At 57.7% G+C, this 19,943-nt stretch carries 26 protein-coding genes, 1 tRNA gene and 1 pseudogene; 11 read left to right on the plus strand and 17 right to left on the minus strand.

What is annotated here, in order from left to right; genetic code table 11:
• The first annotated feature begins 170 nt into the window (after nt 1–170).
• The 4 genes from AB4N41_RS10225 (at nt 171) to AB4N41_RS10240 (ending at nt 2,383) form a co-directional block, all read left to right on the plus strand.
• A complete protein-coding gene (locus AB4N41_RS10225) occupies nt 171–917 on the plus strand; it encodes a 2OG-Fe dioxygenase family protein (protein ID WP_041477502.1) in 747 nt (248 codons plus the stop codon).
• 79 nt (nt 918–996) lie between these two features.
• Entirely contained in the window at nt 997–1,374 is a 378-nt protein-coding gene (locus AB4N41_RS10230; RefSeq protein WP_016986309.1) for a GNAT family N-acetyltransferase, read from the plus strand.
• Nucleotides 1,371–2,087: an AzlC family ABC transporter permease gene (locus tag AB4N41_RS10235; protein ID WP_016772152.1), complete on the plus strand. Its 717-nt coding sequence runs from the start codon at nt 1,371–1,373 to the stop codon at nt 2,085–2,087. The genes AB4N41_RS10230 and AB4N41_RS10235 overlap by 4 nt, the downstream gene beginning before the upstream one ends.
• Nucleotides 2,066–2,383 carry an AzlD domain-containing protein gene (locus tag AB4N41_RS10240; protein ID WP_024011198.1) on the plus strand — a complete coding sequence of 106 codons (318 nt, stop codon included), beginning with the start codon at nt 2,066–2,068 and terminating at the stop codon, nt 2,381–2,383. The genes AB4N41_RS10235 and AB4N41_RS10240 overlap by 22 nt, the downstream gene beginning before the upstream one ends.
• Here AB4N41_RS10240 and AB4N41_RS10245 read toward each other — a convergent pair.
• Nucleotides 2,300–3,226, minus strand: coding sequence for a LysR family transcriptional regulator (locus AB4N41_RS10245; protein WP_041477504.1), 927 nt, complete (start codon nt 3,224–3,226; stop codon nt 2,300–2,302). The two genes, AB4N41_RS10240 and AB4N41_RS10245, sit on opposite strands and share 84 nt — an antisense overlap.
• Nucleotides 3,227–3,694: 468 nt before the next feature.
• On the opposite strand from AB4N41_RS10245, the gene AB4N41_RS10250 reads away from it, so the two are divergent.
• The 3 genes from AB4N41_RS10250 (at nt 3,695) to AB4N41_RS10260 (ending at nt 5,289) form a co-directional block, all read left to right on the plus strand.
• Nucleotides 3,695–3,985 carry a type II toxin-antitoxin system RelB/DinJ family antitoxin gene (locus AB4N41_RS10250; protein ID WP_056787159.1) on the plus strand — a complete coding sequence of 97 codons (291 nt, stop codon included), beginning with the start codon at nt 3,695–3,697 and terminating at the stop codon, nt 3,983–3,985.
• Nucleotides 3,986–4,204: 219 nt separating this feature from the next.
• The gene (locus AB4N41_RS10255; protein WP_252877254.1) at nt 4,205–4,612 is read left to right on the plus strand and encodes an MbcA/ParS/Xre antitoxin family protein; all 408 of its coding nucleotides are present in this window, start codon (nt 4,205–4,207) and stop codon (nt 4,610–4,612) included.
• 11 nt (nt 4,613–4,623) lie between these two features.
• On the plus strand, nt 4,624–5,289 hold the full coding sequence (locus AB4N41_RS10260; RefSeq protein ID WP_150638096.1) for an RES family NAD+ phosphorylase: 666 nt from the start codon (nt 4,624–4,626) through the stop codon (nt 5,287–5,289).
• Here AB4N41_RS10260 and AB4N41_RS10265 read toward each other — a convergent pair.
• Together AB4N41_RS10265 and AB4N41_RS10270 are read right to left on the minus strand one after the other, a co-directional pair.
• Entirely contained in the window at nt 5,280–6,074 is a 795-nt protein-coding gene (locus AB4N41_RS10265) for a lipopolysaccharide biosynthesis protein (RefSeq protein ID WP_252877255.1), read from the minus strand. The genes AB4N41_RS10260 and AB4N41_RS10265 overlap by 10 nt on opposite strands.
• Nucleotides 6,075–6,381: 307 nt before the next feature.
• On the minus strand, nt 6,382–6,504 hold the full coding sequence (locus AB4N41_RS10270; RefSeq protein WP_353956569.1) for a DUF3077 domain-containing protein: 123 nt from the start codon (nt 6,502–6,504) through the stop codon (nt 6,382–6,384).
• Here AB4N41_RS10270 and AB4N41_RS10275 point away from each other — a divergent pair.
• Nucleotides 6,473–6,586: pseudogene (locus tag AB4N41_RS10275) on the plus strand (helix-turn-helix domain-containing protein); the annotation flags it as partial. The gene AB4N41_RS10270 and the pseudogene AB4N41_RS10275 overlap by 32 nt on opposite strands.
• Before the next feature lie 220 nt (nt 6,587–6,806).
• Here AB4N41_RS10275 and AB4N41_RS10280 read toward each other — a convergent pair.
• The 7 genes from AB4N41_RS10280 to AB4N41_RS10310 all read right to left on the minus strand — a co-directional run bounded on the left by AB4N41_RS10280 (nt 6,807) and on the right by AB4N41_RS10310 (nt 12,797).
• Nucleotides 6,807–7,796, minus strand: a complete 990-nt coding sequence (locus AB4N41_RS10280; protein WP_252877256.1) for an Abi family protein — start codon at nt 7,794–7,796, stop codon at nt 6,807–6,809.
• Between the two features lie 281 nt (nt 7,797–8,077).
• A tRNA-Thr gene (locus tag AB4N41_RS10285) sits at nt 8,078–8,153 on the minus strand.
• Nucleotides 8,154–8,582: 429 nt separating this feature from the next.
• Nucleotides 8,583–9,818: a methyltransferase gene (locus AB4N41_RS10290; protein ID WP_252877257.1), complete on the minus strand. Its 1,236-nt coding sequence runs from the start codon at nt 9,816–9,818 to the stop codon at nt 8,583–8,585.
• Complete coding sequence (locus AB4N41_RS10295) at nt 9,799–10,488, minus strand: ABC transporter permease (RefSeq protein ID WP_016772145.1); 690 nt, start codon at nt 10,486–10,488, stop codon at nt 9,799–9,801. Before AB4N41_RS10295 ends, AB4N41_RS10290 begins: the two co-directional genes overlap by 20 nt.
• Nucleotides 10,485–11,180, minus strand: coding sequence for an ABC transporter permease (locus tag AB4N41_RS10300; RefSeq protein WP_016772144.1), 696 nt, complete (start codon nt 11,178–11,180; stop codon nt 10,485–10,487). Before AB4N41_RS10300 ends, AB4N41_RS10295 begins: the two co-directional genes overlap by 4 nt.
• A gap of 77 nt (nt 11,181–11,257) precedes the next feature.
• Complete coding sequence (locus AB4N41_RS10305; RefSeq protein ID WP_095181077.1) at nt 11,258–12,010, minus strand: ABC transporter substrate-binding protein; 753 nt, start codon at nt 12,008–12,010, stop codon at nt 11,258–11,260.
• Between the two features lie 13 nt (nt 12,011–12,023).
• A complete protein-coding gene (locus AB4N41_RS10310; RefSeq protein ID WP_236168220.1) occupies nt 12,024–12,797 on the minus strand; it encodes an ABC transporter ATP-binding protein in 774 nt (257 codons plus the stop codon).
• Between the two features lie 543 nt (nt 12,798–13,340).
• Here AB4N41_RS10310 and gabP point away from each other — a divergent pair.
• Nucleotides 13,341–14,732 carry a GABA permease gene (gene gabP, locus AB4N41_RS10315; RefSeq protein WP_150637946.1) on the plus strand — a complete coding sequence of 464 codons (1,392 nt, stop codon included), beginning with the start codon at nt 13,341–13,343 and terminating at the stop codon, nt 14,730–14,732.
• A 78-nt stretch (nt 14,733–14,810) separates the two neighbouring features.
• On the opposite strand, the gene vapC is transcribed toward gabP, so the two are convergent.
• From vapC to AB4N41_RS10340, 5 genes are all read right to left on the minus strand, one after another.
• Complete coding sequence (gene vapC / locus AB4N41_RS10320) at nt 14,811–15,209, minus strand: type II toxin-antitoxin system tRNA(fMet)-specific endonuclease VapC (RefSeq protein WP_150637947.1); 399 nt, start codon at nt 15,207–15,209, stop codon at nt 14,811–14,813.
• Nucleotides 15,209–15,439 (minus strand): type II toxin-antitoxin system VapB family antitoxin, encoded by a 231-nt coding sequence (gene vapB, locus AB4N41_RS10325; RefSeq protein WP_024011210.1) that lies wholly within the window; start codon nt 15,437–15,439, stop codon nt 15,209–15,211. Before vapB ends, vapC begins: the two co-directional genes overlap by 1 nt.
• Before the next feature lie 166 nt (nt 15,440–15,605).
• Entirely contained in the window at nt 15,606–16,058 is a 453-nt protein-coding gene (locus tag AB4N41_RS10330; RefSeq protein ID WP_056787197.1) for a hypothetical protein, read from the minus strand.
• A 6-nt stretch (nt 16,059–16,064) separates the two neighbouring features.
• Nucleotides 16,065–16,478, minus strand: a complete 414-nt coding sequence (locus tag AB4N41_RS10335; protein ID WP_150637948.1) for a hypothetical protein — start codon at nt 16,476–16,478, stop codon at nt 16,065–16,067.
• A gap of 29 nt (nt 16,479–16,507) precedes the next feature.
• Nucleotides 16,508–17,449 (minus strand): alpha/beta hydrolase family protein, encoded by a 942-nt coding sequence (locus AB4N41_RS10340; RefSeq protein WP_252877258.1) that lies wholly within the window; start codon nt 17,447–17,449, stop codon nt 16,508–16,510.
• Nucleotides 17,450–17,481: 32 nt separating this feature from the next.
• Between AB4N41_RS10340 and AB4N41_RS10345 the strand changes: the two genes are divergently transcribed.
• Both AB4N41_RS10345 and AB4N41_RS10350 read left to right on the plus strand, forming a co-directional pair.
• Nucleotides 17,482–17,766 (plus strand): hypothetical protein, encoded by a 285-nt coding sequence (locus AB4N41_RS10345; RefSeq protein ID WP_133337418.1) that lies wholly within the window; start codon nt 17,482–17,484, stop codon nt 17,764–17,766.
• 17 nt (nt 17,767–17,783) lie between these two features.
• Nucleotides 17,784–18,074, plus strand: coding sequence for a YceK/YidQ family lipoprotein (locus AB4N41_RS10350; RefSeq protein ID WP_252868627.1), 291 nt, complete (start codon nt 17,784–17,786; stop codon nt 18,072–18,074).
• A gap of 12 nt (nt 18,075–18,086) precedes the next feature.
• On the opposite strand, the gene AB4N41_RS10355 is transcribed toward AB4N41_RS10350, so the two are convergent.
• Both AB4N41_RS10355 and AB4N41_RS10360 read right to left on the minus strand, forming a co-directional pair.
• Nucleotides 18,087–18,434, minus strand: a complete 348-nt coding sequence (locus AB4N41_RS10355) for a hypothetical protein (protein WP_252868628.1) — start codon at nt 18,432–18,434, stop codon at nt 18,087–18,089.
• Nucleotides 18,435–18,456: 22 nt separating this feature from the next.
• On the minus strand, nt 18,457–19,935 hold the full coding sequence (locus AB4N41_RS10360; RefSeq protein ID WP_252877259.1) for an aminotransferase-like domain-containing protein: 1,479 nt from the start codon (nt 19,933–19,935) through the stop codon (nt 18,457–18,459).
• Nucleotides 19,936–19,943 lie beyond the last annotated feature (8 nt).

The raw sequence follows: 19,943 nt of genomic DNA on the forward strand, positions 1-19,943 counted from the left end.
GTTTTTCAGCGAAAACCGCAAATAACCGGTGTTCTTGTCATGTAAAAGTCGTTTTTCAAGCGCTGCAGATTCCGTTTCAAGCAGTGCTTCAAATGCCTGAAATTCTTTCTCATGGACGCAAATTCTCCACCCAATAGATTAGGGCGTTCAACGCAGCGGAGAATTTGGTAATGATCGTTTTGAACAGAGAAGTGGGCGAATCGCTACGGCGCGACAAGTTTGTCAACGTCCAGGGTGGTGACTTCAATCTCTACGGTCATTTTGCCGACTTCGTCAGACTGACCAAAAGTTGGGAAAACATGGAGCCAGACAGCTACTACGGTCAGGCCGAAGCCGGCATGCGTTATCGTCGTTACAGCGACTTTGAATACAACCCGAAAACTCGCGAGCTCAAGCAACTTGAGCATCGCGCCTATGTGCAATCGAAAGAGAACAACGCTTACGTCGGTGGCGTGGTACGGCACTTTCAGGACTTTTCCGAAGAAGTGATCTCTTCCCCGGTGATGCGCAGCCTGATCGACACCGATTTCGAAGTGTACAAAAGTGTCCTGCCGGAAGAGTTGCACGATGAAATCTGGCAGTGCCAGATCCATCAGATCCGCATCGAGATCAAACCCGGCAAACAGCTGGAAATCACTCCTGAAGGTATTCATTGCGACGGCTATCCGTTCAGCGGTGTGCACTTCTGGGGCCGCAGTAACGTAGAGGGTGCCGAGAGTCGACTGTACGACATTCACGAGCATCAACTGGCGGCGACCACCTACGAGGAAATTCTCGATACCACCTTCTTCCTCGATCGCGACATGCGCCACTACGTGACCCCGGCGCGCAATACCCACACCCATGCCATGGCGTACCGGCAGATTCTGGCGATTTCCTTCTCGCGGCCCGGGACCGCTTTCGACATTGTTCGCTAATCAGATCACCCTAATCGACGGCGTCGAGTGCTCGACGCCAGTGGTACTGCGCCGCGCCACCGCCAAGGATGCGCAACGCATGGAGCGCTTCTTCCGCCAGTTCGACGAAGTGTCGTTCTGCGAATGGCAGGACGCCAAATGCCTGCGCGGCGTGTTGATCCAGAAAACCACCACGGCGTATCTGGCGTTCGATGTGGCTGGCGAGATCGTCGGCGCGGTGCTCGGCGGCATGCTCGGCAGTCGCGGCACGATCAATCATCTGGCCGTGAGCCCGCGCTACCGCAGCCAGGGCGTGGGCCAGCGTCTGGTTGAAGCAGCGTCGTCCGACATGAAACGGGTCGGGGTGCTGCGGATGTTTCTGTTCGTCGACGATGCTAACCTCGCGGGCAAGCGATTCTGGGCTGCCCAGGGTTTTTGCGAGCCTCACGGCGAACGAACATTTGAGAGGGATCTATGAATGAAAGGTCCGGCAGCGCGCCGCTGATGGCGACTCATCAGCCGTCGCGCACGTTTGCCGAAGCCAGCCCGGTGGTCGCCGGGTATTTCACCGTGTCGTTTGTCTTCGGGCTGATGGCGGTCAACGCCGGCCTGCCGATGTGGCTGCCAGTAGCGATGTGCTTGTTCGTCTATGCCGGCGCTTCGCAGTTCGCCGCGCTGGCGCTGATCTCCAGCGGCGCCTCGCTGACCACCATTGTGCTGACCACTTTCCTGATCAATGCGCGGCACATGCTGATGTCGGTGTACATGGCCAAGGCCCTGCGCGCCCTTGGCTTGAGCCGCATGGAGCGTTGGGCTTACGCCGGTGGCCTGACGGATGAATCCTTCGCCTTTCATAGCGTCAAGCTCGGCACGGGCGCACCGGTCAATGTGCGTTACCTGATCGGCTTCAACCTGTTCTGCCACACCTCGTGGGTGCTCGGCGGTTTGCTCGGTGCGGTCTGCGCGCAGTACGCGGCGCACTTGATCAAATATCAGCTCGACTACGCGCTGACGGCGATGATGCTTTACGTGCTGGTCTCGCTGTGCAACACGCGCAACAAACTGATTGCCGCCGCTGCCGCCGTGGTCTGCATGGGGGCGCTGAGCCTGATCGGCAGTTCGCCCTTCAACGTATTTATCGCCACGTTTGTGGGCTGCGGAGTGGGTGTATGCCTGACCAAACGTTCCTGATTCTGGTGGTGGTGCTGATGATGGCCGTGACCTTCCTGCCGCGCGCCTTGCCACTGCAGATCAACACCGAACACTGGCCGCCCTTCGTGGCGCGGGCGCTGGAATATCTGCCGGTGGCGATCGTCGCTGCGATCAGCCTCACACCCCTGTTGATCAAGGATCGGCAGATCCAGCTCGATCGCCCGGAATTCTATGCCGCGATTCCGACGTTGCTATGTGCGTATTTCAGCAAAAACCTCTTTCTCAGTGTGGCGGTGGGGACGGCTGCGTACATTGCGCTCGGCTCGTTCATGTAGCGGCAGATCAACGACGTCGTTCAGCGCCTGGTGCGACAGCTCCGGATTGTTTACCGCCAGGCGCACTTCGAGGAAATCCTCGAAACCGGGAAAAATCGTCAGACCGTTCTTCTGCGCCGCTTCACGCGAGACCATGCCGACCGCATCCATCTGCGTGATCAACGACAGCGTCAGGGTTTCGCTGCAGGAATAGACCATGCGCTGGCCGTTCTCGTGATTGCCCAGCCCGGCGTCGAGAAACCGCAAGAAGCTGTGGGAATACGGACAATCTTCCGCAGGACGCACCTGAAACTTGTTGCCCAGCAAAGTCAGCGGATCGTTTTCCTGACCGCAATGCGCACCGACCACCTGCACCTGCACCTCTGGCAGCACGATGCTCGGCAGCCCCGGCCGCTGCGGGCCGATCAGCACGGCAAGGTCGAAATCTTCGTTCCTCAGCTTGCTGAGGTTTTCCATCGACTCGGCGTAGCTGAATTCCATCTGGTAATCAGGAAACACCTCGATCAGGCGACCGATCATGCGCCGGTTGAAATCAGGCGACAGCGTGTTGTTCAACGCCACCTTCAACGTGCGCTGCCCGGGCACCTTCAGCGCCTCGACCTTTTCTTCCATCTGTCGCGTGGCGATCAACACTTTGTCGATGTAAGGCGTGAGCTCCGTACCTTGCGGCGTCAGCGTCAGGCCCTTGTTGGAGCGGCGAAACAAGCGGAAACCGAACTGCTCTTCGACCTTGTTCAACTGTGCGGCCAACGCCTGCACGGTCAGGCACGAATGCTCGGCTGCGGCCGACAACGAGCCGGTCTGCACGATGCGCATGAGGTTGCGTAAGGTTCTGCTATCCATGGGTAATGCCCTCTGAAGTGGGCTGGGTATTGTTGTTTACGAAACGACCGAAACGGCGCCATATGCCGGCTATATTCCTGCACCTGAGCATAGTTGTCGCGGATTTAGTAGCGAATTGATTTCCCCGCCGATGGCTGGAGGCTGACAGAGGATCGGGGTTTTTGGTGAAGTGGGGGTGATGAAGGTCAAAAAAGTGCGTGGTTTTGGTGCGCGGGGAGATTTTTTTCGAAGAGAAACAGCTTACATCTTCCTAGCTTTTTGCCTGCGTCATACGCAGATAGGTCTCAGGTAAAGTAACGATTCAGCTGATAGCGCCCAACAGTCAAAGGAGTTGAAATGGATGTCTGGCATGCGAGCCATGGTGGTAGATAACCACCTATCAACTTCGCATTGACCCACAAAGATCACTCCGAACACAATGCAGAGGTAGCGCTGATGTAGCTACAAAACCACGATGAGGTAATTGAAATGGCTGCACTACTGAAAACTACCGATGTGCGCTGCCGCATTGATGAGGATTTGAAAGCGCGTGCCACTGAAGTCTTGAACGCTTGCGGGCTGAGCATTAGCGACGCCATGCGACTTTTTCTGCGACAGGTTGTTGCTACTCAGGGGCTTCCCTTCGAGGTGCGAGTTCCATCGGAGAAGACGGCCCGCGCAATGATGGAAGCACGAGAAATCCGTCAGCGTTTCGACTCGATAGACGACATGCTGAGGAATGCTGATGGCGAAACAGGAGAAAACGCAAAAACGCGCTGATCGGCCTAAACAGTGTGCACAGACTTCTGAATTCAAGAAGTCTTGGGATCGTTTAGGGAGTCATTCAGAACTGTTTAAATAGTGCAGAAAAACATAAGCCGGCTTAACTCCGGCTTCTGAGCGTTTGATTGTTACGATTCGTTCATTTGTGTATCAAAACGCTAAAAAATTACAGTTATGTACTAGTCTTCAGCTAAGACAAAAAATCAGGAGGCGTCTATGCCTACCTCATCCCCAGCTCTCACCCCACGCGAACAACTCGACGCCCCCGAAGCCGGCCGGGTTGCGCTGGAGTTCTTCTTCAGCCTCATGGAGCATTGGGGCTGTAGCGCCGAGCAACAACGCACCCTGCTCGGAGGAGTCGGCAACACCACGTTCTATAAATACAAACACCTGCCAAACATACGCCTGCCCCATGACACCCTCGAGCGCATCTCTTACCTGATGGGTATTCACAAGGCGTTGAGCATCATCTTCAGCAATAGCCGTGAGCGCGCCTACAAGTGGGTCAGCAGCCCGAACACTGCGGCACCGTTCAATGGCAAAACCGCCCTGGATTACATGCTGGCGGGCCGAGTGGTCGATATCGCCGATGTGCGCCGCTACCTCGACGGAGTGCGCGGTTGAAAGCGCCGGCGCTGGTCGACGTGCCATGGCCACGCGCCTATCGCATCGTCAACAGCAGCTTCCCGCCGATTGCGCTGTTCGAAGACGTCCTCGACCCCGAGGACCTCGAAGTTGCCTACGCCATCGAAGCGCTGACCAATGATCGCCTGATCGAACAGGCCGGCGTACTCGCCCGCGTACGTCCCGAAGATCGCCTGTCCGGCCCCGGTTCCAGCCCGGTGATGGCTGCGTTCACTCACGTCGGCAAACGCAGCCGTTTCAGTGACGGCACCTTCGGCGTCTATTACGCCGCCAGCAGCCAGGCTGCGGCCATCGCCGAAACCTGTTTTCACCAAGAACGCTTTCTTGCCGCGACCCGGGAAGCCGATCTCGAATTGACCATGCGTACCTATATCAATCAGGTGACCAAACCGCTGCATGATGTCCGCCATGGCTTTGATCACTTGCATCAGCCTGATCCTGAAGCCTATGGCCCATCACAGCTGTTCGCGCGGCAACTGCGCGACGCCGAGTCGTGGGGCTTGCTTTATAACAGCGTGCGGTTGCCTGGGCATGAATGCGTTGCGGCGTTCCGTCCGCCTGCGGTTTCGATTCCGAAGCAGGGCAAGCATTTGCGCTATGTCTGGAGCGCAAGTGAGGGCAGGATTTCGTTTGTGTTCGAGGTCAGTCAGGTCTGAATTATCGCTTTGACTTTGTCGAGCGTTGTGACAGGAATGACGCTGGATGGAATTCGCGAAGAGGGCGACAAGTTGTAAACGGCAAACTCTTTGCCGACGACTTTGTCGGACATGAGTTTCAGAGATGGAAGTATTCTGGAATGAAAATGCTGATCCAGACCGCACGGCGAGATAGAGCTTCCATCAGTCTCGTAAAAGCGCCCCGCGGACTGGTTCATATCCGCTCCCACCAAAATCACCTTTGAAAAGCCTGCGTGATAGGCAAGTTGGAGTGCGAGATACAAGACTGTGCGGGCATCAAAAAAACCATGGGCTAGGTTTTTGCTGAATCCGATACTGCGGTTTCGGCTACCCCAAACAGCGCGACTACGTACCAGATCCTGGTTGTCGCGCAGTAGCCATTCAGTCAAGGTTGGTTTGGGCGCTTTCTTGAGCAAATAGAGATCACCTGTCGGTTCAACAATCAGTTCCTGAGCCTGGTTAGCCCACACAGCTACACGCTGACTAGTGCGCATCGCATAGGCAAACAGTTCAGGTTGTTGTAGCGAAAAACTGGTATCGGTGCATGCGTAGAAGAACGGCTTTATGCCTGTTCCCATGAACATGGATATCGCGCCGTTCACCGTGATCATCGGGATGTCGGCAAACTGTTCAATGGGAAAGTCCTTCGCGGAGTTGCCCGACGCGATAATGAATACAGCGCCTTGAGCAATGTTTCGACAGTCAGAAAAGTCCCTGATTTGCGAACGTGCGGAGCCGTTTGGCGTTTCTGATGTTGAGTTCATCGATGGTCTCTTGGTCCATGTCATGCATTCAGCCCGTTGTGCTGACGTGATGAAGCGGGATGACTCTTCCACAGCGCCGCGCTTTGTAAGGGAGTGTTGCGCTCGGCGTTAGTTCCCAATTGGCTGCGGGGCGGCCGATGCGTTGGCCAAGAACGCTCCAGTGGCTGGCGGGTTGTCTGGATAGATGCAGGAGGGAAGTCGGATATGTCCCCGCACCAAGGGACCTTGAGGAAGGCCGGCATGTTTTCGGCAGGCCTGAAATGCAAAAAGCCCTCGCATCAACGAGGGCTTCGAATGGCGGTTTGCATCAATGCCTTTCTGGTGGCGAATCCATTACTTTCACCACATCATCGATCAGTGCCTTGCTTGGCTCGTGCAGATACTGCGAGGCATAAGCGCGGACTTTGCAGGATTGGGAACAGGGGCACAGGCAGCCGACGGGTGCAGCGCAGACTCTCTTGCGGGTGGCAAGTCAGCATCCTGAGGCGTTGCGGGATCTGCATATTGCTTGATACCACTAAAACCTTTCGCCTGGCGTCTGCTACTGAATACAACGAAGCCCCTGCATTTCTGCAGGGGCTTCGTTTTGTATGGCGTCAGCACCAAAATCGTAAAAAAGAATTCAGGTTGCGACTCTGTCACTAATTGAAAAGCGTGGTCTGTCCCCAATTCTGTTTCCCCAATTCTGTTTCTCCGGGCGCAATGGCGAAAGAACAAGACCTCTGGCTTCCCTTACTCCAAACACCATTGCGATTGCCGTTTCCAGTCATCTGGAAATCCCATAAGTTTCAAATCACCCGGTTCCCTCTGGTCCATTATTTCGGCCAAGTGAAATTTCCACTGGCTGTCTGGACTGATCAAATCGGTTAAATACGCCAGCATCGTTAGTACTATAAATAGCCGCTGCTTGGGTTGAGGCCGATTGCCAGGCGCATTTTGGATGACCCATTCTTTTGGTAAGGATGGTCGAATCGAGAGCTCTCTGTTCCATAGTCGTGAGTGGTGGGCGCAGCAGTTTCGAATGAAGGTCAGAGTGTGGAGCCAGGAGGCCAGTACTTCGAAGGGGAGATTAAATCTGCTCGCGATCGCTTTCTTGTCGACGCTTTTGCCTATGGCATTGAACATCGTGGATACCGTCCCAAGGCTGAGCTCTTCCAGAACAGCCCAAGCGGGCGGCAACTCGGGATGGGCATAGGTTGATCCGTAGAATCGAAAATAGTTATCGCGCATGCGATTTTCAATTCGCTGGTGCTGGACCTGATCAACTCGGCTGCTCTTTTTTATACGATCAATCTCACGTCCCAGTTTGTTGCGCTCCTTGCCCAGTTGATCTCGCAGGGGCCGCAATAAATCGCCATGTGAATATGAAGAAGAGAAGATTGACGCGTCAGCTATCCAGTCAGGCCCGTACTTAGGGCACATGTGATTGCTGATAGTCGCTCGTATGGCGACTTCGACACGTTCGATAGCATCCATGGTTATGCGTCGCAACGAGCCATCGAAGCGGTAGATGTCGACGACTGCTTTCAGAGTGCTACCAGGTTTGAAGGTGTGTTCAGGGTTTGTTTCCTGAAAAGGGCGCATGTATGGACTCAAGCGAAACAGCGTGACCACTTCCAGGAAACGCATGGCGCGCTCGTCATTTGCGACTTGCAGGCCTCGTTGCTTTAGCAGTTCCAATTGCTGTTCTACGCTGAGGGCCGGCTTGTCGAAGGGCCTCATGTAGTTTTCTCCAGGCAAAAAAAACCCGCACGATTTGAGCTTGCTGACTGGGTCAACCTAGGCTTGGCGGGTGTATTGGGGTGCATTATAGGTAGGTGCAAGAGCCCGTCAATGTTGGGCTGATGTGAAATTGTAACGGGTCCAGGCACGCGGGCAGAGTAGGGGGCTGCTGGTTGAGATAAGGCGTCGTTTGTTTTGTCGCAGCGATGCGGACCTCCTGGTGAGCTCCAAGCGCCAGAAACAACAAAGCCCCTGCATTTCTGCAGGGGCTTTGTTTTGTATGGTGCCGGCACCAGGAGTCGAACCCGGGACCTACTGATTACAAGTCAGTTGCTCTACCAACTGAGCTATACCGGCGTGTGGGCGACGATTATAGCGATTGGGTAGATCCTGTAAACCCCTGAATTCAGACTATTTTTGCATTCCGGAAAAATCAGGCCCAGCGCAAATTTATGCGCTGCTTTTGTACCTCGCGCGTAGTAAGACATTTATACAGGGCGTACGGGTCAGCTTCGGCTTTCATGACCCCACAATTATTCACTCGGCTAGCCCAATATTCGTCGGTTATGTCGTTTTGATTGGCAGCTTATGCACAACTGAGGGGCGCGGATACTGGCTTATGCGAGGTGTTGTGAACCCATTCTCATCTTGTTCGCAAATCCCTGTTTTACAGGTTTTTTATTCATGTGAACAAAAAATGACCAGTGTTGTTAAAGCGACGAAACAGGCGCAGATATTGGATCCACAGCAAATCCATCAACAGAGTTATCCACAGGTCGTAACGTTTTAGGCGCGCTCGGCGAGCAGCAGTAAGTTACGCGGTGTGAGTGAGGCGTCGCAAAAGGTGCCGAGGCGTACGACGTATCCCTGTTCTGCGAGGAAAAGCGCCCGATCCAGATTCAGCCAGAGCTCAAGGGGGCGGCGGAACAATCCGCGCAGCAATTCCAGGTTGCGAACTTCGGCCAACCGCTGCCAACCGGTTGCTTCGAGTTCGGGCCAATCTGGCTCGCCGACTGTGGATAACTCTTTGAGCACAGCCAGATCGCGACAGTAATCAGCGAACGGTTTGTCCAGCCAGGCGCTGGGCAGGGAGGGCGTTGGCAGGTATTCATCGACGCCGCGCACTTGCCGTTGCAGCAGGTCGAAAGCCAGGCGACGAGCCATCGATGTGTCACGCTGGCGCCGGACGCGCGCACCGGCGGTGACGGTTTCGTTCATCGGCAGCGCCAGATCTTCCAGCGAGAGCTGTAGAAGCGATGCCGATCCTGCGCAGGACAAGGCCTGGTATTCGTTACGACTGATGCGGTTGTAACAGCACGGTGCGATCGCCATTTGCTGGCAGCCTGCGGCACTGGCCAGTTGCATCAAGCGCACATGAAGATCACCGCAGGCGTGGAGGGCGACGGGGGTGTGGGCGGCGTTCAATACGGCCGGGGCGTCTGCCGCGAGTACATCCTGTTCGACATGCAAAGCGTGCAGATGATGACGCTGACTCAAGGCCTGACCGCTGGCGACCAGCACCGGATCGTATTCAACGCAAGTCAATTGTTGCCCAGACCCCATTAGGCGCCGCCCCAAGTGTCCCTTGCCCGAGCACCAGTCCAGCCAATGCGTCGGCTGCGAGGCAAAAGACAAACGACTGGCAAACGCTTCAATCTGCTGCCACTTGCGCCCGGGCACATCGACATTCAAGCGATGCCCGGCAGCCTCAAGCGCATGCCCCGGCAACTCACCGACCGCACTCAACTCTGCCGACAACTTCGCCAATGAAGCGAACGGCTCTGGCGCATCGACAAGATCAGCAGGATGGTTATGCGCGCGTTCTGCATCTTCCAGCGATCGCTTGCGCAGCCACGCAGACAACTCCGGGTAGGACGCTTCCCATGGAAGTTGTAGGTGAGTGAACGGTCGAGGTTTCCACAGCGCCTGATGCTCAATCAGAAAAGCATCCAGCGCGGTGAAGCGGGCGAGTAAGTCCTCGCCCGTCAGCACGCAGGAAGTGTCAGCGGCCTTGGCAGGCATCGACGCGCAGCCAGCGCTCCAGCAGCTTGAAGCCGCGTACCAGCACGTAAGCCATGACCAGATAGAACACGCCGGCGGCGAAGAAGATCTCCACCGGCAGATAAGTGCGGGCGATGATCGTGCGTGCCATGCCGGTCAGTTCCAGCAGGGTCACGGTGCTGGCCAGGGCGCTGGCCTTGAGCATCAGGATCACTTCGTTGCTGTAGGCCGGCAGGCCGATGCGCGCAGCACGCGGGAGGATGATGTAGAACATCGCTTTCGGTCTGGACATGCCCAACGCTCGCGCGGCTTCAATTTCGCCCGGTGGAATCGCCTGAATGGCACCGCGCAGAATCTCGGCGATGTACGCCGCTGTGTGCAAGGTCATGGTCACGGTCGCGCACCAGAACGGATCGCGCAGGTAGGGCCACAACGCGCTTTCACGTACGGCGTCGAACTGCGCCAGGCCGTAATAGACCAGGAACAGCTGCACCAGCAACGGCGTGCCCCGGAAAAAGAAGATGTAGGCGTAAGGCAGCGAGCGCACGTACCAGCGCTTCGAAGAGCGGGCGATGCCCAACGGAATGGCGAGCAGCAGGCCGGCAATGACCGCGATGGCGACCAGTTCCAGCGTCAGGGTCGCGCCCTGTGCCAGTTTTGGCAGCCACTTGATGATGACTTCCCAGTTCATTGCGCGCTCCTCGCAAAGCCGCGGGCGGCGCGTTTTTCCAGCAAGTGCATGCCGGTCATCGCCAGCACTGTCAGGCCGAGGTACATGATCGCCGCGACCATATAGAAGGTGAACGGTTGTTTTGACACGGTCACACCGATCTGCGCGTGACGCATGATTTCTTCCAGACCGATGACCGATACCAGCGCGGTGTCTTTCATCAGGATCATGAACAGGTTGCCCAGGCCCGGCAGGGCGATGCGCCACATCTGCGGCATGATCAGCCGGGTGAAAATCCGCCATTTCGACAGGCCCAGGGCCTGGCCGGCTTCACGGTGGCCCTTGGGAATGGCCAGCAGGGCGCCGCGAAACACTTCCGTGGCGTAGGCGCCGAAGCACAGGCCCAGTGCGATCACACCGGCGGCAAAGGCGTTGAGTTGCAGGTCGGGGTTGCCGAAGTACTCACCGAGGGCGCGCATCAGGTTGACCGTACCGAAGTAGATCAACAGCACCCAGAGCAATTCCGGGACGCCGCGCACCAGTGTCGAGTAGGTACCGCCAAGCCATTGCAGCGGCTTGTACGGGGAAGTCTTGGCCAAGGCGCCGAGCAGGCCGAGCACCAGGCCCAGGCACAGGGCGGTGAGGGCCAGTTGGACGGTCATCAGCGCACCAGCGGCGAGCGCCGGGCCGAATCCGTAGAGGTCGATAATCATGGGTTTCTGTTCAAATTGCGGCAGGCAAAGTCGGGAGCCGGCGCCGCTTCATCGCGGCGCCGGTCCCACAGGTCAGATCAATAGATGCTGAACGGGAAGTACTTGTCGTTGATTTTCTTGTAGGTACCGTCAGCGACGATTTCCTTCAGCGCGGCGTTCAGCTTGTTGCGCAGTTCGTTGTCACCCTTGCGCACGGCGATACCGATCTTGTCGCTTTCCACTACCGGGTCGCCCTTGAACTCGTAGTTCTTGCCAGCGTCGGTTTTCAGCCAGTCATAGTTGGCGTACTTGTCGGCGAGGATCGCGTCGACACGACCGGAGGTCAGGTCGAGGTAGGCGTTTTCCTGGGTGTCGTAGAGGCTGACCTTGATATCGTCACCGTAGGTGTCTTCCAGCCAGGTGCCGGCCAGCGTTGCGCGCTGGGTGCCGATGGTCTTGCCCTTGAGCGAGTCCTTGTCGGTTTTGAAGTCGACGTTCTTCGGCGCGATGAACTGCAATTTGTTCGAGTAGTACGGGTCGGTAAAGTCCACTGCGGCTTTGCGATCTTCGGTGATCGACAGCGAGGAAATCAGGAAATCGAACTTCTTCGCGTTCAGCGCCGGAATGATGCCGTCCCAGTCGGAAGTGACGACGGAACATTCGGCTTTCATCTTCGCGCACAGGGCGTCGCCGATTTCCTTGTCGAAGCCGACCACTTGGCCGCTGGCGTCTTTATTGTTGAACGGCGGGTAGGCCGCTTCGATGCCCATCTTCAGGGTTTCAGCCATGGCACCGGCGCTGAACGCGAGGGTGACGGCGGCGGCCAGGAAGACCTTTTTGAAATTCTGCATGCATGTTGCTCCGTTAGCGGTTGCTGGACATGAATTGTTTGCAGCGCGCCGAAAGCGGGTTGTCGAACACCTGCTGTGGCGATCCTTGCTCTTCTATAAGGCCCTGATGAAGGAACACCACTTCGCTGGAAACCTGGCGGGCGAAGCCCATTTCGTGGGTCACGAGCAGCATGGTGCGGCCTTCTTCGGCCAATGCGCGGATGACACTAAGTACTTCCTGAACCATTTCCGGGTCAAGCGCGGAGGTCGGTTCGTCGAACAGGATCACCTTCGGCTGCATCGCCAGCGTGCGGGCGATCGCTGCGCGTTGTTGCTGACCACCGGACAATTGCGCCGGGTAGGCGTGGCGCTTGTCGGCGATGCCGACCTTGGCGAGCAACGCTTCGGCGGCTTCGATGGCTTCGGCCTTGCTCTGGCCGAGCACGCGGCGCGGGGCCTCGATGACGTTGTCGAGCACGCTCATGTGCGGCCACAGATTAAAGTTTTGAAATACAAAACCAATCTCCGAGCGCAGACGATTGATCTGTTTGCCGTCGGCGGCGACCAGTTCGCCGTTCTTCGCGGCTTTAAGCTTGAGTTCTTCACCGGCCACCAGGATCTGGCCCTGGTGCGGGTTTTCCAACAGGTTGATGCAGCGCAGGAACGTGGACTTGCCGGAACCGGAAGAGCCGAGGATCGAGATCACGTCGCCGTCGCGGGCGGTCAGCGAGATGCCTTTGAGCACCTCCAGCTGTCCGTAGCGTTTGTGCAAGTTGCGGATTTCAAGCGCGGGCGTGGCCTCAGCCATGTGCGTTCCTCATATATGTTGCGCTCCTGCTGTTGGCGGGCCTTCCTGGCGAGGCGGCCAAGCTAGCATAGCGTTTCAATGGCAGCCAACAGCGCTACGAGCGGTAAACGGGTGGCATGTGGCGGGTTGTCGCATCGGCGCAGCAGACTGTCGCCCCGTCAACAACCGAACGGGTGTTTGATCGTGCAAACCCGTGGGTGCCGCGTAAAAAAAGGCGCGATGTTGCCAGCTTTGGCGGGGTGTTGGAAGCGCTATCCGGCCGAACGTTCCTTATTCGCCCTTTTTCTGTGCGCCGCACACTTTATCTGTGTGTTTCTGGTGCGCGAATTCGTCTTGAAAGTGAGTCGCCGGGTAACGTTCTGGCGAATAGCCATTAAACTCAAGGACTTGCACCGGATGCCGGAGCCCCCGGCCCTCAAGGACTTGAAACATTTTGGCGCAAATATTGCGTGCAGAATAAGGAACAGGCCGTTGGATTCTTTTTACGAGAAAGAATTTACAGACGCGCCGGACGCACTCGCTTTCCTTGCAAAGGTAGTCTCTATGAGCAGTACCCCAAGCTCCACTGGCCTCGAACAGGGGCTCAAACCGCGTCATGTGACCATGTTGTCGATCGCCGGTGTGATCGGCGCCGGTCTGTTCGTCGGCTCCGGCCACGCCATCGCTGCCGCCGGCCCGGCCGTGCTGCTGGCCTACGCCGCTGCCGGTACTCTGGTGGTGCTGGTGATGCGCATGCTCGGCGAGATGGCCGTGGCTTCGCCGGACACCGGTTCGTTCTCGACTTACGCTGATCGCGCGATCGGTCACTGGGCCGGATTCACCATCGGCTGGCTGTACTGGTGGTTCTGGGTGTTGGTGATTCCGCTGGAAGCCAACGCCGCCGCGACCATCCTGCATGCGTGGTTCCCGGGTGTCGACATTTGGGCTTTCGCGCTGGTGATCACCATGCTGCTGACCGTGACCAACCTGTTCAGCGTGAAGAATTACGGTGAGTTCGAGTTCTGGTTCGCCCTGATCAAGGTGCTTGCGATCATCGGCTTCATCGGCCTCGGCCTTGCAGCGATTTTCGGCTTCCTGCCGACCAGCCAGGTCAGTGGCGTTTCGCACCTGTTCGACAGCGGCGGCTTTCTGCCCAATGGCATGGGTGCTGTGCTGGGCGCGATCCTGACCACCATGTTCTCGTTCATGGGGACCGAAATCGTCACCATCGCGGCGGCGGAATCGAAAGACCCGGGCAAGCAGATTTCCAAGGCGACCAATTCGGTGATCTGGCGGATCGGCCTGTTCTATCTGGTGTCGATTTTCATCGTGGTTGCGCTGGTGCCGTGGAACGATTCTACCTTGGCCAACCTCGGTTCCTACCAGACCGTACTTGAGCGCATGGGCATTCCCAACGCCAAGATGATCGTCGACATCGTCGTACTGGTCGCAGTGACCAGTTGCCTGAACTCGGCGCTGTACACCTCGTCGCGCATGCTGTTCTCCCTCGGCAAGCGCGGTGACGCCCCGGCCATGTCGACCCGCACCAACAAGAGCGGTACGCCTTACTGGGCGGTGATGTTGTCGACCGGCGCAGCGTTTCTCTGCACCTTCGCCAACTATGTGGCTCCGGCCGCGGTGTTTGAATTCCTCCTGGCCAGCTCCGGCGCCATCGCCCTGCTGGTGTACCTGGTGATCGCCTTCTCGCAACTGCGCATGCGCAAGCAGCGCATGGCGCGCGGCGAGAAGATCGTCTTCAGCATGTGGCTGTTCCCGGGTCTGACCTGGGCGGTAATCATCTTCATCGTCGCCGCGCTGACCATCATGCTGTTCCAGGAAGCCCACCGCGTGGAAATCCTTGCCACGGGCCTGCTGAGTCTGATGGTGGTGGCTGCCGGTCTGCTGGTGTCGCGCCGGCGCAAGCTGGAGAAACGTGGTGCGGTGGTGTTGAACTGAGTCGTAACGCGTGATGTAAAAACGGCCGCTGTCAGGGATGACTAGCGGCCGTTTTTGTTTCTGAGCTTTCCAGTCAGGTTAAACCCAGTCCTCGATTCGCAAACCGGAAACGCGTTCAAACTCCCGTACGTTGTTCGTCACTACAATGAGTCCAAGTGAGCGTGCGTGGCCAGCGATCATTTGGTCGTATGGCCCGATCGGCGTTCCAGCCTTCGCGAGTTCAGATCGAACCATCCCGGCCTGTGCGGCTGCGTCGTTATCGAAAGGCAAGACATCCAGTCGCGCGACAAATCCTTCAACAATTGCCAGATTTTTCTCCGGGGCCGCCGACTTTTCAGCACCGTAAATAAGCTCCATAAGCGTGATAGCGCTGATGCACAACTGCCCGGAATGTCGATTGAAGGCTTCCCGGACAATTTGTGGTTTGTTCTTGATGGTGAAGATGCAGATATTTGTATCCAGCATGTACTTGATCATCAGAACGACTCGCGCTCCTGTTCAGTGGGTTGCTCACGGTTAGCCATGAAATCAGGGCTGACGCTGTCGCCATCAAACCAGCTATCCCAGCTTTCTCCAGCAGGCGTAATGACGCGTGTTCTGCCAATCGCGATGACTTCCACTCGTTTAACGTCGCCGGGCATCGCAACTGCCTTTGGCAGTCGGACTGCCTGACTTCTGTTGCTCATGAAAATTGTGGTCTGCTCCATATTCGAGCTCCCGGGTCTGTTCCTGTGATTAGCTCAGGATAGATCGTGCTGGGGATATGTCAATGGGATATACATCGTCACCGGACAAAGAGTAGCTAGGCCATCCAAACAAAAAACGGCCGCTGTCAGGGATGACTAGCGGCCGTTTTTTGTTTCTGAGAAGGGCTTATTCGCTCTTGTCTTCCTGGGGCTCTACCGACTTGCCATAAGCATCCAGCGCCACGCCGAAATCCGTAATGAACTGCGGCTCGCTCAGCCAGGCCTGGGCCTGTTCGATGGTCATGCCGTCGGCCCACATGCGGTAGTCGATGAGCATATCGGCGGCCAGGTGGGTGGCGGCCATGCCTTCGTTGTCGGCGTTTTCCATGTCGAGCAGTTCAGGATGGTCGACGATGATGAAGGCCAGTTCGCGCAGCAGGGTCAGCAGCATTTCGTTGCGGCTGACGGCTTCGGCGTCGCGCATTTTGCTGAACATCGCCAGGGTGTATTCCGGGATCGGCTCGGCGAGGTGGCCGAGCTCTTCGTCCTGATCCAGCGGTTTGCGCCCGACCATACGGATCTGCTTGGCTTTGGCCTTGGCGCGTTTGGCGCGTTTCTGTTGCTTGTTCAGGGATGCCATGGGAGCTCAGTTCTTCTGTTGGGTTTGTGCCGCGATCGCGTCGGATGCCGCTACATAGTCAGCTTGGAATGCCGGAGATTCGATCCACGCCAGCGCGCCGGCCTCGTCGGTTTCCTGCGACCATTGGCGATACTCGATCAGCGCGGCGAGGATGAAATCCATCGCGCCTTCTTCGCCTTCCTGCTCGTACACCAGTTCCAGCAGCGGATCTTCGAGGAACGCGCTGCACATGGCCTGTTGGCTGATCTTTTCGGCGTCGATCATTGTCTTGAACAGCTCGGTCAAGTCCACCGATTCGAAGTCGATGCGGTCGTCGTTCGGGTCCAGCTCGACCGGCGCTTCGGCGCGCTTGGTGCGGTTCTGCTTGGCCTTGGCTTTGGCCCGGGTGGCGCGTTTTTGCTGCTTGTTGGCGGAGGCCATGATGTGTTCCGTCGTGCGTTGAGAGGGGCTCAGCTGCGTGGCACTTGTCGGCCGGGTGTATCGGCGGCCAGTGCGCCGGTCTGCAGCCAGGTCAGAGCAATGGGCCATAGTGTGGCTTGGTATGCGCTGCGAAAAAAGCCGAAATGTCCGACTTGTCGTTCGCCGATGTCCTGCGGCGCAATGCGCAGATGGGTTTTTGCCGCGTTGCTGAAGTAGCCGAGCAGGCGTTCGATCGCCGGGATCGTTCCGTAAGGATCATCGCTGAGGCTGATGGCGAGGGTCTGCGCGCGGACGCCATCGAAGGGCAGGGCGCCCGCCTTTTTCATCAGCACCCGACCGCTTGGACGATCCTCGTACCGTGCAGTGGGTGTGCTCCAGTCGCAGACTACGCCGGTTGGCGTGTCCTCCAGCCAGCCGATCCGCTTGCCTGGAAAATAGCCGCAGAGCAGCGTCATCAAAGGCATGATCACATGCCACTTGCCGAACATCCGCCAGCGCTGTTCAGGGGCGTAATCACGCCAATAAGCGAACTGCGCACCGACGGTTACCAACCGTCGGATCACCTTGCCCGACTCCGCCAAGCCCGCCGCGCAACCGCCGAAACTATGGGCGACCACATCGATTGGCTGACCGGGAAACTCCCGCTGCGCTCGTTTGAGCATCGCTTCGAAATCCAGCGCGCCCCAGTCGGTCCACGAGGCACGCAGCCCTTTGATCGATTCGCTGCGTGATTCGCCAATGCCCCGGTAGTCGTAGGTCATGACGTCGAAGCCGTGACTGAACAGATAGGCTGCGAACCTTGAGTAATGGCGACAGCGCACGGAGGTGGCGGCGTTGATGACGACCACCGGGCGCTGTGGATCGGGCGAACTGTGGCGCCAGGTGAAGCCGCCGAGTGCGTAGCCGTCGGCTGCGTTCTCTATGAACGATTCGCCAATGGTTACCGGGTCGGTCGAAAGGCATTTGTTCATAAGGGCTCGGCCTTTGCGAAGGTGGATCGAGAATGAGCCTGGAACTGGCGCCGAGCAACATACGGAACGCAGTGCGTTCCGAATTCAATGTGATCGAATTCGTGACGCGCTGCGTCACGATTTACATAAGTCCGAGAGACAGTTCATTTCACATCCGCTCCAGTTCATGCAACGCGCAGCGGCGTAATGCCAACATGACAGCGTTCGAATGCGCCGTCGCGCAACAGGCAATCTGGTTTAACCGATATGCCGAGTCAGCAGGTAAAGCAGTCACGAGCGAAAGGCGCGAGTACAATCCCGCGCCCAGTATTTTGTGACGTAAGGAAGCGCTGTTTTGAAAGGGATTCTGCGAATTGGCTGTGTCATAGGCCTGGCACTGCTGTTGGTTGGCTGCGGAACGTTTATCGGGCGCTTGAATGATGGTCTGTCCGACGCCGAATATTACCGAGGGGTCGATGGCGGCCTACACCTGCTCGGTGTTCGGGGAGGAGGCAGCGATGGCATGCCGGCAGCGATCATCTGTTACATGATGATCGTCTGCCCGGTCATCACTCTTGTATCCCTGCCAGTGGATGCCGCTGTGGATACAGTCTTGTTGCCCGTCGATTACATCAACACTCTGTGAAGGCGGCATGCACTATTGACTTGTGCGCTTGCCCTTCGGCCTCTGCTCACGCACCCGCCCTTTGCGATAAATCCACAGCCCGAACACACCGATGGCCAACATGAACGCGGTCCAGAAGCTCTGCCACATGAACTCGAACCAGTATCGCCGAGGTTGCAGTGCCAAGGTGTAGGTGCTGCGCGGTCCGCGATTGTTGGTGGTGATGGAACCGCTGATCCAGCTTTCGATAAGCATGTAGATCGAAAGACACACGGCTAAGGCAATCAGCACGCCAGCGAGCACCGTCAGCCAGAATGTCCAGTGGCTCGGGCGATACGGCGGGGGATGCGGCAAGCGAATACGGGTTCTTTTCTGATTCATAAGCGAGGCTCGCGCAAGTCGGTCAGGAAACTGCCAGCTCTTGCAGCTGTTCAGTCGGCATCTGCCGCGGGCTCGTCGGGCGTGCGGCAAGGTGGGCGCATTCGGCGATCACCTTGAGAATGCCGATCACCGCCGGGGTCAGCGTAGTGCCGAGGCAAATGCGCACGCCTGTGGAGGCCTGGCCATCGGCGAAAAATATGCCGCTGCCAGCCACGTGGCAACCACGCTCCGTGGCCAGTTGCTGCAGCGCCGGCATGTCGGTGTGTGCAGGCATTTCGACCCAGTGGATGAAACCGCCGCGCGGTGGCACATAGACGGTCCCGAGCGGGAAATCCGTGCGCACCAGCGCTTCGACAAAACTCGCCAGCGAAGAGAGTTGCGACCTCAATCTGGCGCAGTGCTCGTCCATGTAGCCACGGCCGATGAATTCATTGAGAACATTTTGCGCCAGGCTGGAAACGGCCAGGTTGCGCGAAAACATCTGCGCGAGGATGGCATTGCGGTATTTGCCGGCCAGACACCAGCCGACGCGATAACCCGGCGCGATGGTTTTGGAAAAGGACGAGCAGTAGATCGTCTGGCCGCTGCTGTCGTAGCTCTTGAGGGCGCGCGGCCGATCAGCTTCGGGCACCAGGTCGAAGAAGATGTCGTCTTCGATGATCGGCACATCCGCTTCCCGGGCGATCCTGGAAAGTCGCGCGCGCGCTTCGTCGGGCATGATGAAGCCACGCGGATTCTGCAGCGTCGGGTTGAGAAAAATCACCGCGACCTTTTTTTGCTTCAGAGCTTCTTCCAGATGATCGACATCCAGGCCCGTGCGGCCGTCGGTGCGGATCGGCAGGGCGCGCATGCCCAGGCGTTCGATGGTCTGCAGGATGCCGTAATAGGTCGGGGTTTCGATGGCGACTGTAGCGCCTTTCGACGCGACGGCTTCCAGGGCCAGTTCGAGAGCGATGGTGTCGCCCGATGTCACCAGAATGTCGTCCGGCCCGCATACCACTCCGCGAGTCAGCATCAGGCCGGCAATACGCCTTCGCAGCGCGGGAAGGCCGGGTGGCGCGACCAGGCCGCTCAGCGTGTTGTCAGTCTTGGCGGCCAGCACCGAGAGGCATTTGTTGAGCAGCACGTTGGGCGTGAGATCGCTGTGCAGGACAGCCGAATTCAGCGATGCGGTGGTGCGCGAGGCCGCCTCGGAGAGCATCGCAACCACCGCATGATTGACGTTGACGGTGACACTGGAAAAGTCGAAAGCGCCGGACGGTTTTGCCCGCCCTGATGCCGAGACGAAGTAGCCGACGCGCGGTACCGTCGAGACGTAGGCATCAGCCTCGAGATCGGCCAGCGCCCGCTGCACCGTGGTGATGCTGGTCTCGAACATCCGCGCCAGAACGCGGATTGACGGCAGTTTGGCTTCGGCCGCCAGGTCACCGCTGTCGATCTGGCGAATAATCCAGTCCTTGACTATCCGCCAGCGCTTGTCCGGCAAATCAAACCTGTCCATAAGTTCTC

The sequence above is a fragment of the Pseudomonas sp. S2_A10 genome (assembly GCF_054668465.1).

Bases quoted from the DNA above. Each gene is read 5' to 3' on its own strand.
- AB4N41_RS10225 (WP_041477502.1), top strand. From the start codon at position 171: ATGATCGTTTTGAACAGAGAAGTGGGCGAATCGCTACGGCGCGACAAG.
- AB4N41_RS10230 (WP_016986309.1), top strand. From the start codon at position 997: ATGGAGCGCTTCTTCCGCCAGTTCGACGAAGTGTCGTTCTGCGAATGG.
- AB4N41_RS10235 (WP_016772152.1), top strand. From the start codon at position 1,371: ATGAATGAAAGGTCCGGCAGCGCGCCGCTGATGGCGACTCATCAGCCG.
- AB4N41_RS10240 (WP_024011198.1), top strand. From the start codon at position 2,066: ATGCCTGACCAAACGTTCCTGATTCTGGTGGTGGTGCTGATGATGGCC.
- AB4N41_RS10245 (WP_041477504.1), bottom strand. From the start codon at position 3,226: ATGGATAGCAGAACCTTACGCAACCTCATGCGCATCGTGCAGACCGGC.
- AB4N41_RS10250 (WP_056787159.1), top strand. From the start codon at position 3,695: ATGGCTGCACTACTGAAAACTACCGATGTGCGCTGCCGCATTGATGAG.
- AB4N41_RS10255 (WP_252877254.1), top strand. From the start codon at position 4,205: ATGCCTACCTCATCCCCAGCTCTCACCCCACGCGAACAACTCGACGCC.
- AB4N41_RS10265 (WP_252877255.1), bottom strand. From the start codon at position 6,074: ATGAACTCAACATCAGAAACGCCAAACGGCTCCGCACGTTCGCAAATC.
- AB4N41_RS10280 (WP_252877256.1), bottom strand. From the start codon at position 7,796: ATGAGGCCCTTCGACAAGCCGGCCCTCAGCGTAGAACAGCAATTGGAA.
- AB4N41_RS10290 (WP_252877257.1), bottom strand. From the start codon at position 9,818: ATGCCTGCCAAGGCCGCTGACACTTCCTGCGTGCTGACGGGCGAGGAC.
- AB4N41_RS10295 (WP_016772145.1), bottom strand. From the start codon at position 10,488: ATGAACTGGGAAGTCATCATCAAGTGGCTGCCAAAACTGGCACAGGGC.
- AB4N41_RS10300 (WP_016772144.1), bottom strand. From the start codon at position 11,180: ATGATTATCGACCTCTACGGATTCGGCCCGGCGCTCGCCGCTGGTGCG.
- AB4N41_RS10305 (WP_095181077.1), bottom strand. From the start codon at position 12,010: ATGCAGAATTTCAAAAAGGTCTTCCTGGCCGCCGCCGTCACCCTCGCG.
- AB4N41_RS10310 (WP_236168220.1), bottom strand. From the start codon at position 12,797: ATGGCTGAGGCCACGCCCGCGCTTGAAATCCGCAACTTGCACAAACGC.
- gabP (WP_150637946.1), top strand. From the start codon at position 13,341: ATGAGCAGTACCCCAAGCTCCACTGGCCTCGAACAGGGGCTCAAACCG.
- vapC (WP_150637947.1), bottom strand. From the start codon at position 15,209: ATGATCAAGTACATGCTGGATACAAATATCTGCATCTTCACCATCAAG.
- vapB (WP_024011210.1), bottom strand. From the start codon at position 15,439: ATGGAGCAGACCACAATTTTCATGAGCAACAGAAGTCAGGCAGTCCGA.
- AB4N41_RS10330 (WP_056787197.1), bottom strand. From the start codon at position 16,058: ATGGCATCCCTGAACAAGCAACAGAAACGCGCCAAACGCGCCAAGGCC.
- AB4N41_RS10335 (WP_150637948.1), bottom strand. From the start codon at position 16,478: ATGGCCTCCGCCAACAAGCAGCAAAAACGCGCCACCCGGGCCAAAGCC.
- AB4N41_RS10340 (WP_252877258.1), bottom strand. From the start codon at position 17,449: ATGAACAAATGCCTTTCGACCGACCCGGTAACCATTGGCGAATCGTTC.
- AB4N41_RS10345 (WP_133337418.1), top strand. From the start codon at position 17,482: ATGAGCCTGGAACTGGCGCCGAGCAACATACGGAACGCAGTGCGTTCC.
- AB4N41_RS10355 (WP_252868628.1), bottom strand. From the start codon at position 18,434: ATGAATCAGAAAAGAACCCGTATTCGCTTGCCGCATCCCCCGCCGTAT.
- AB4N41_RS10360 (WP_252877259.1), bottom strand. From the start codon at position 19,935: ATGGACAGGTTTGATTTGCCGGACAAGCGCTGGCGGATAGTCAAGGAC.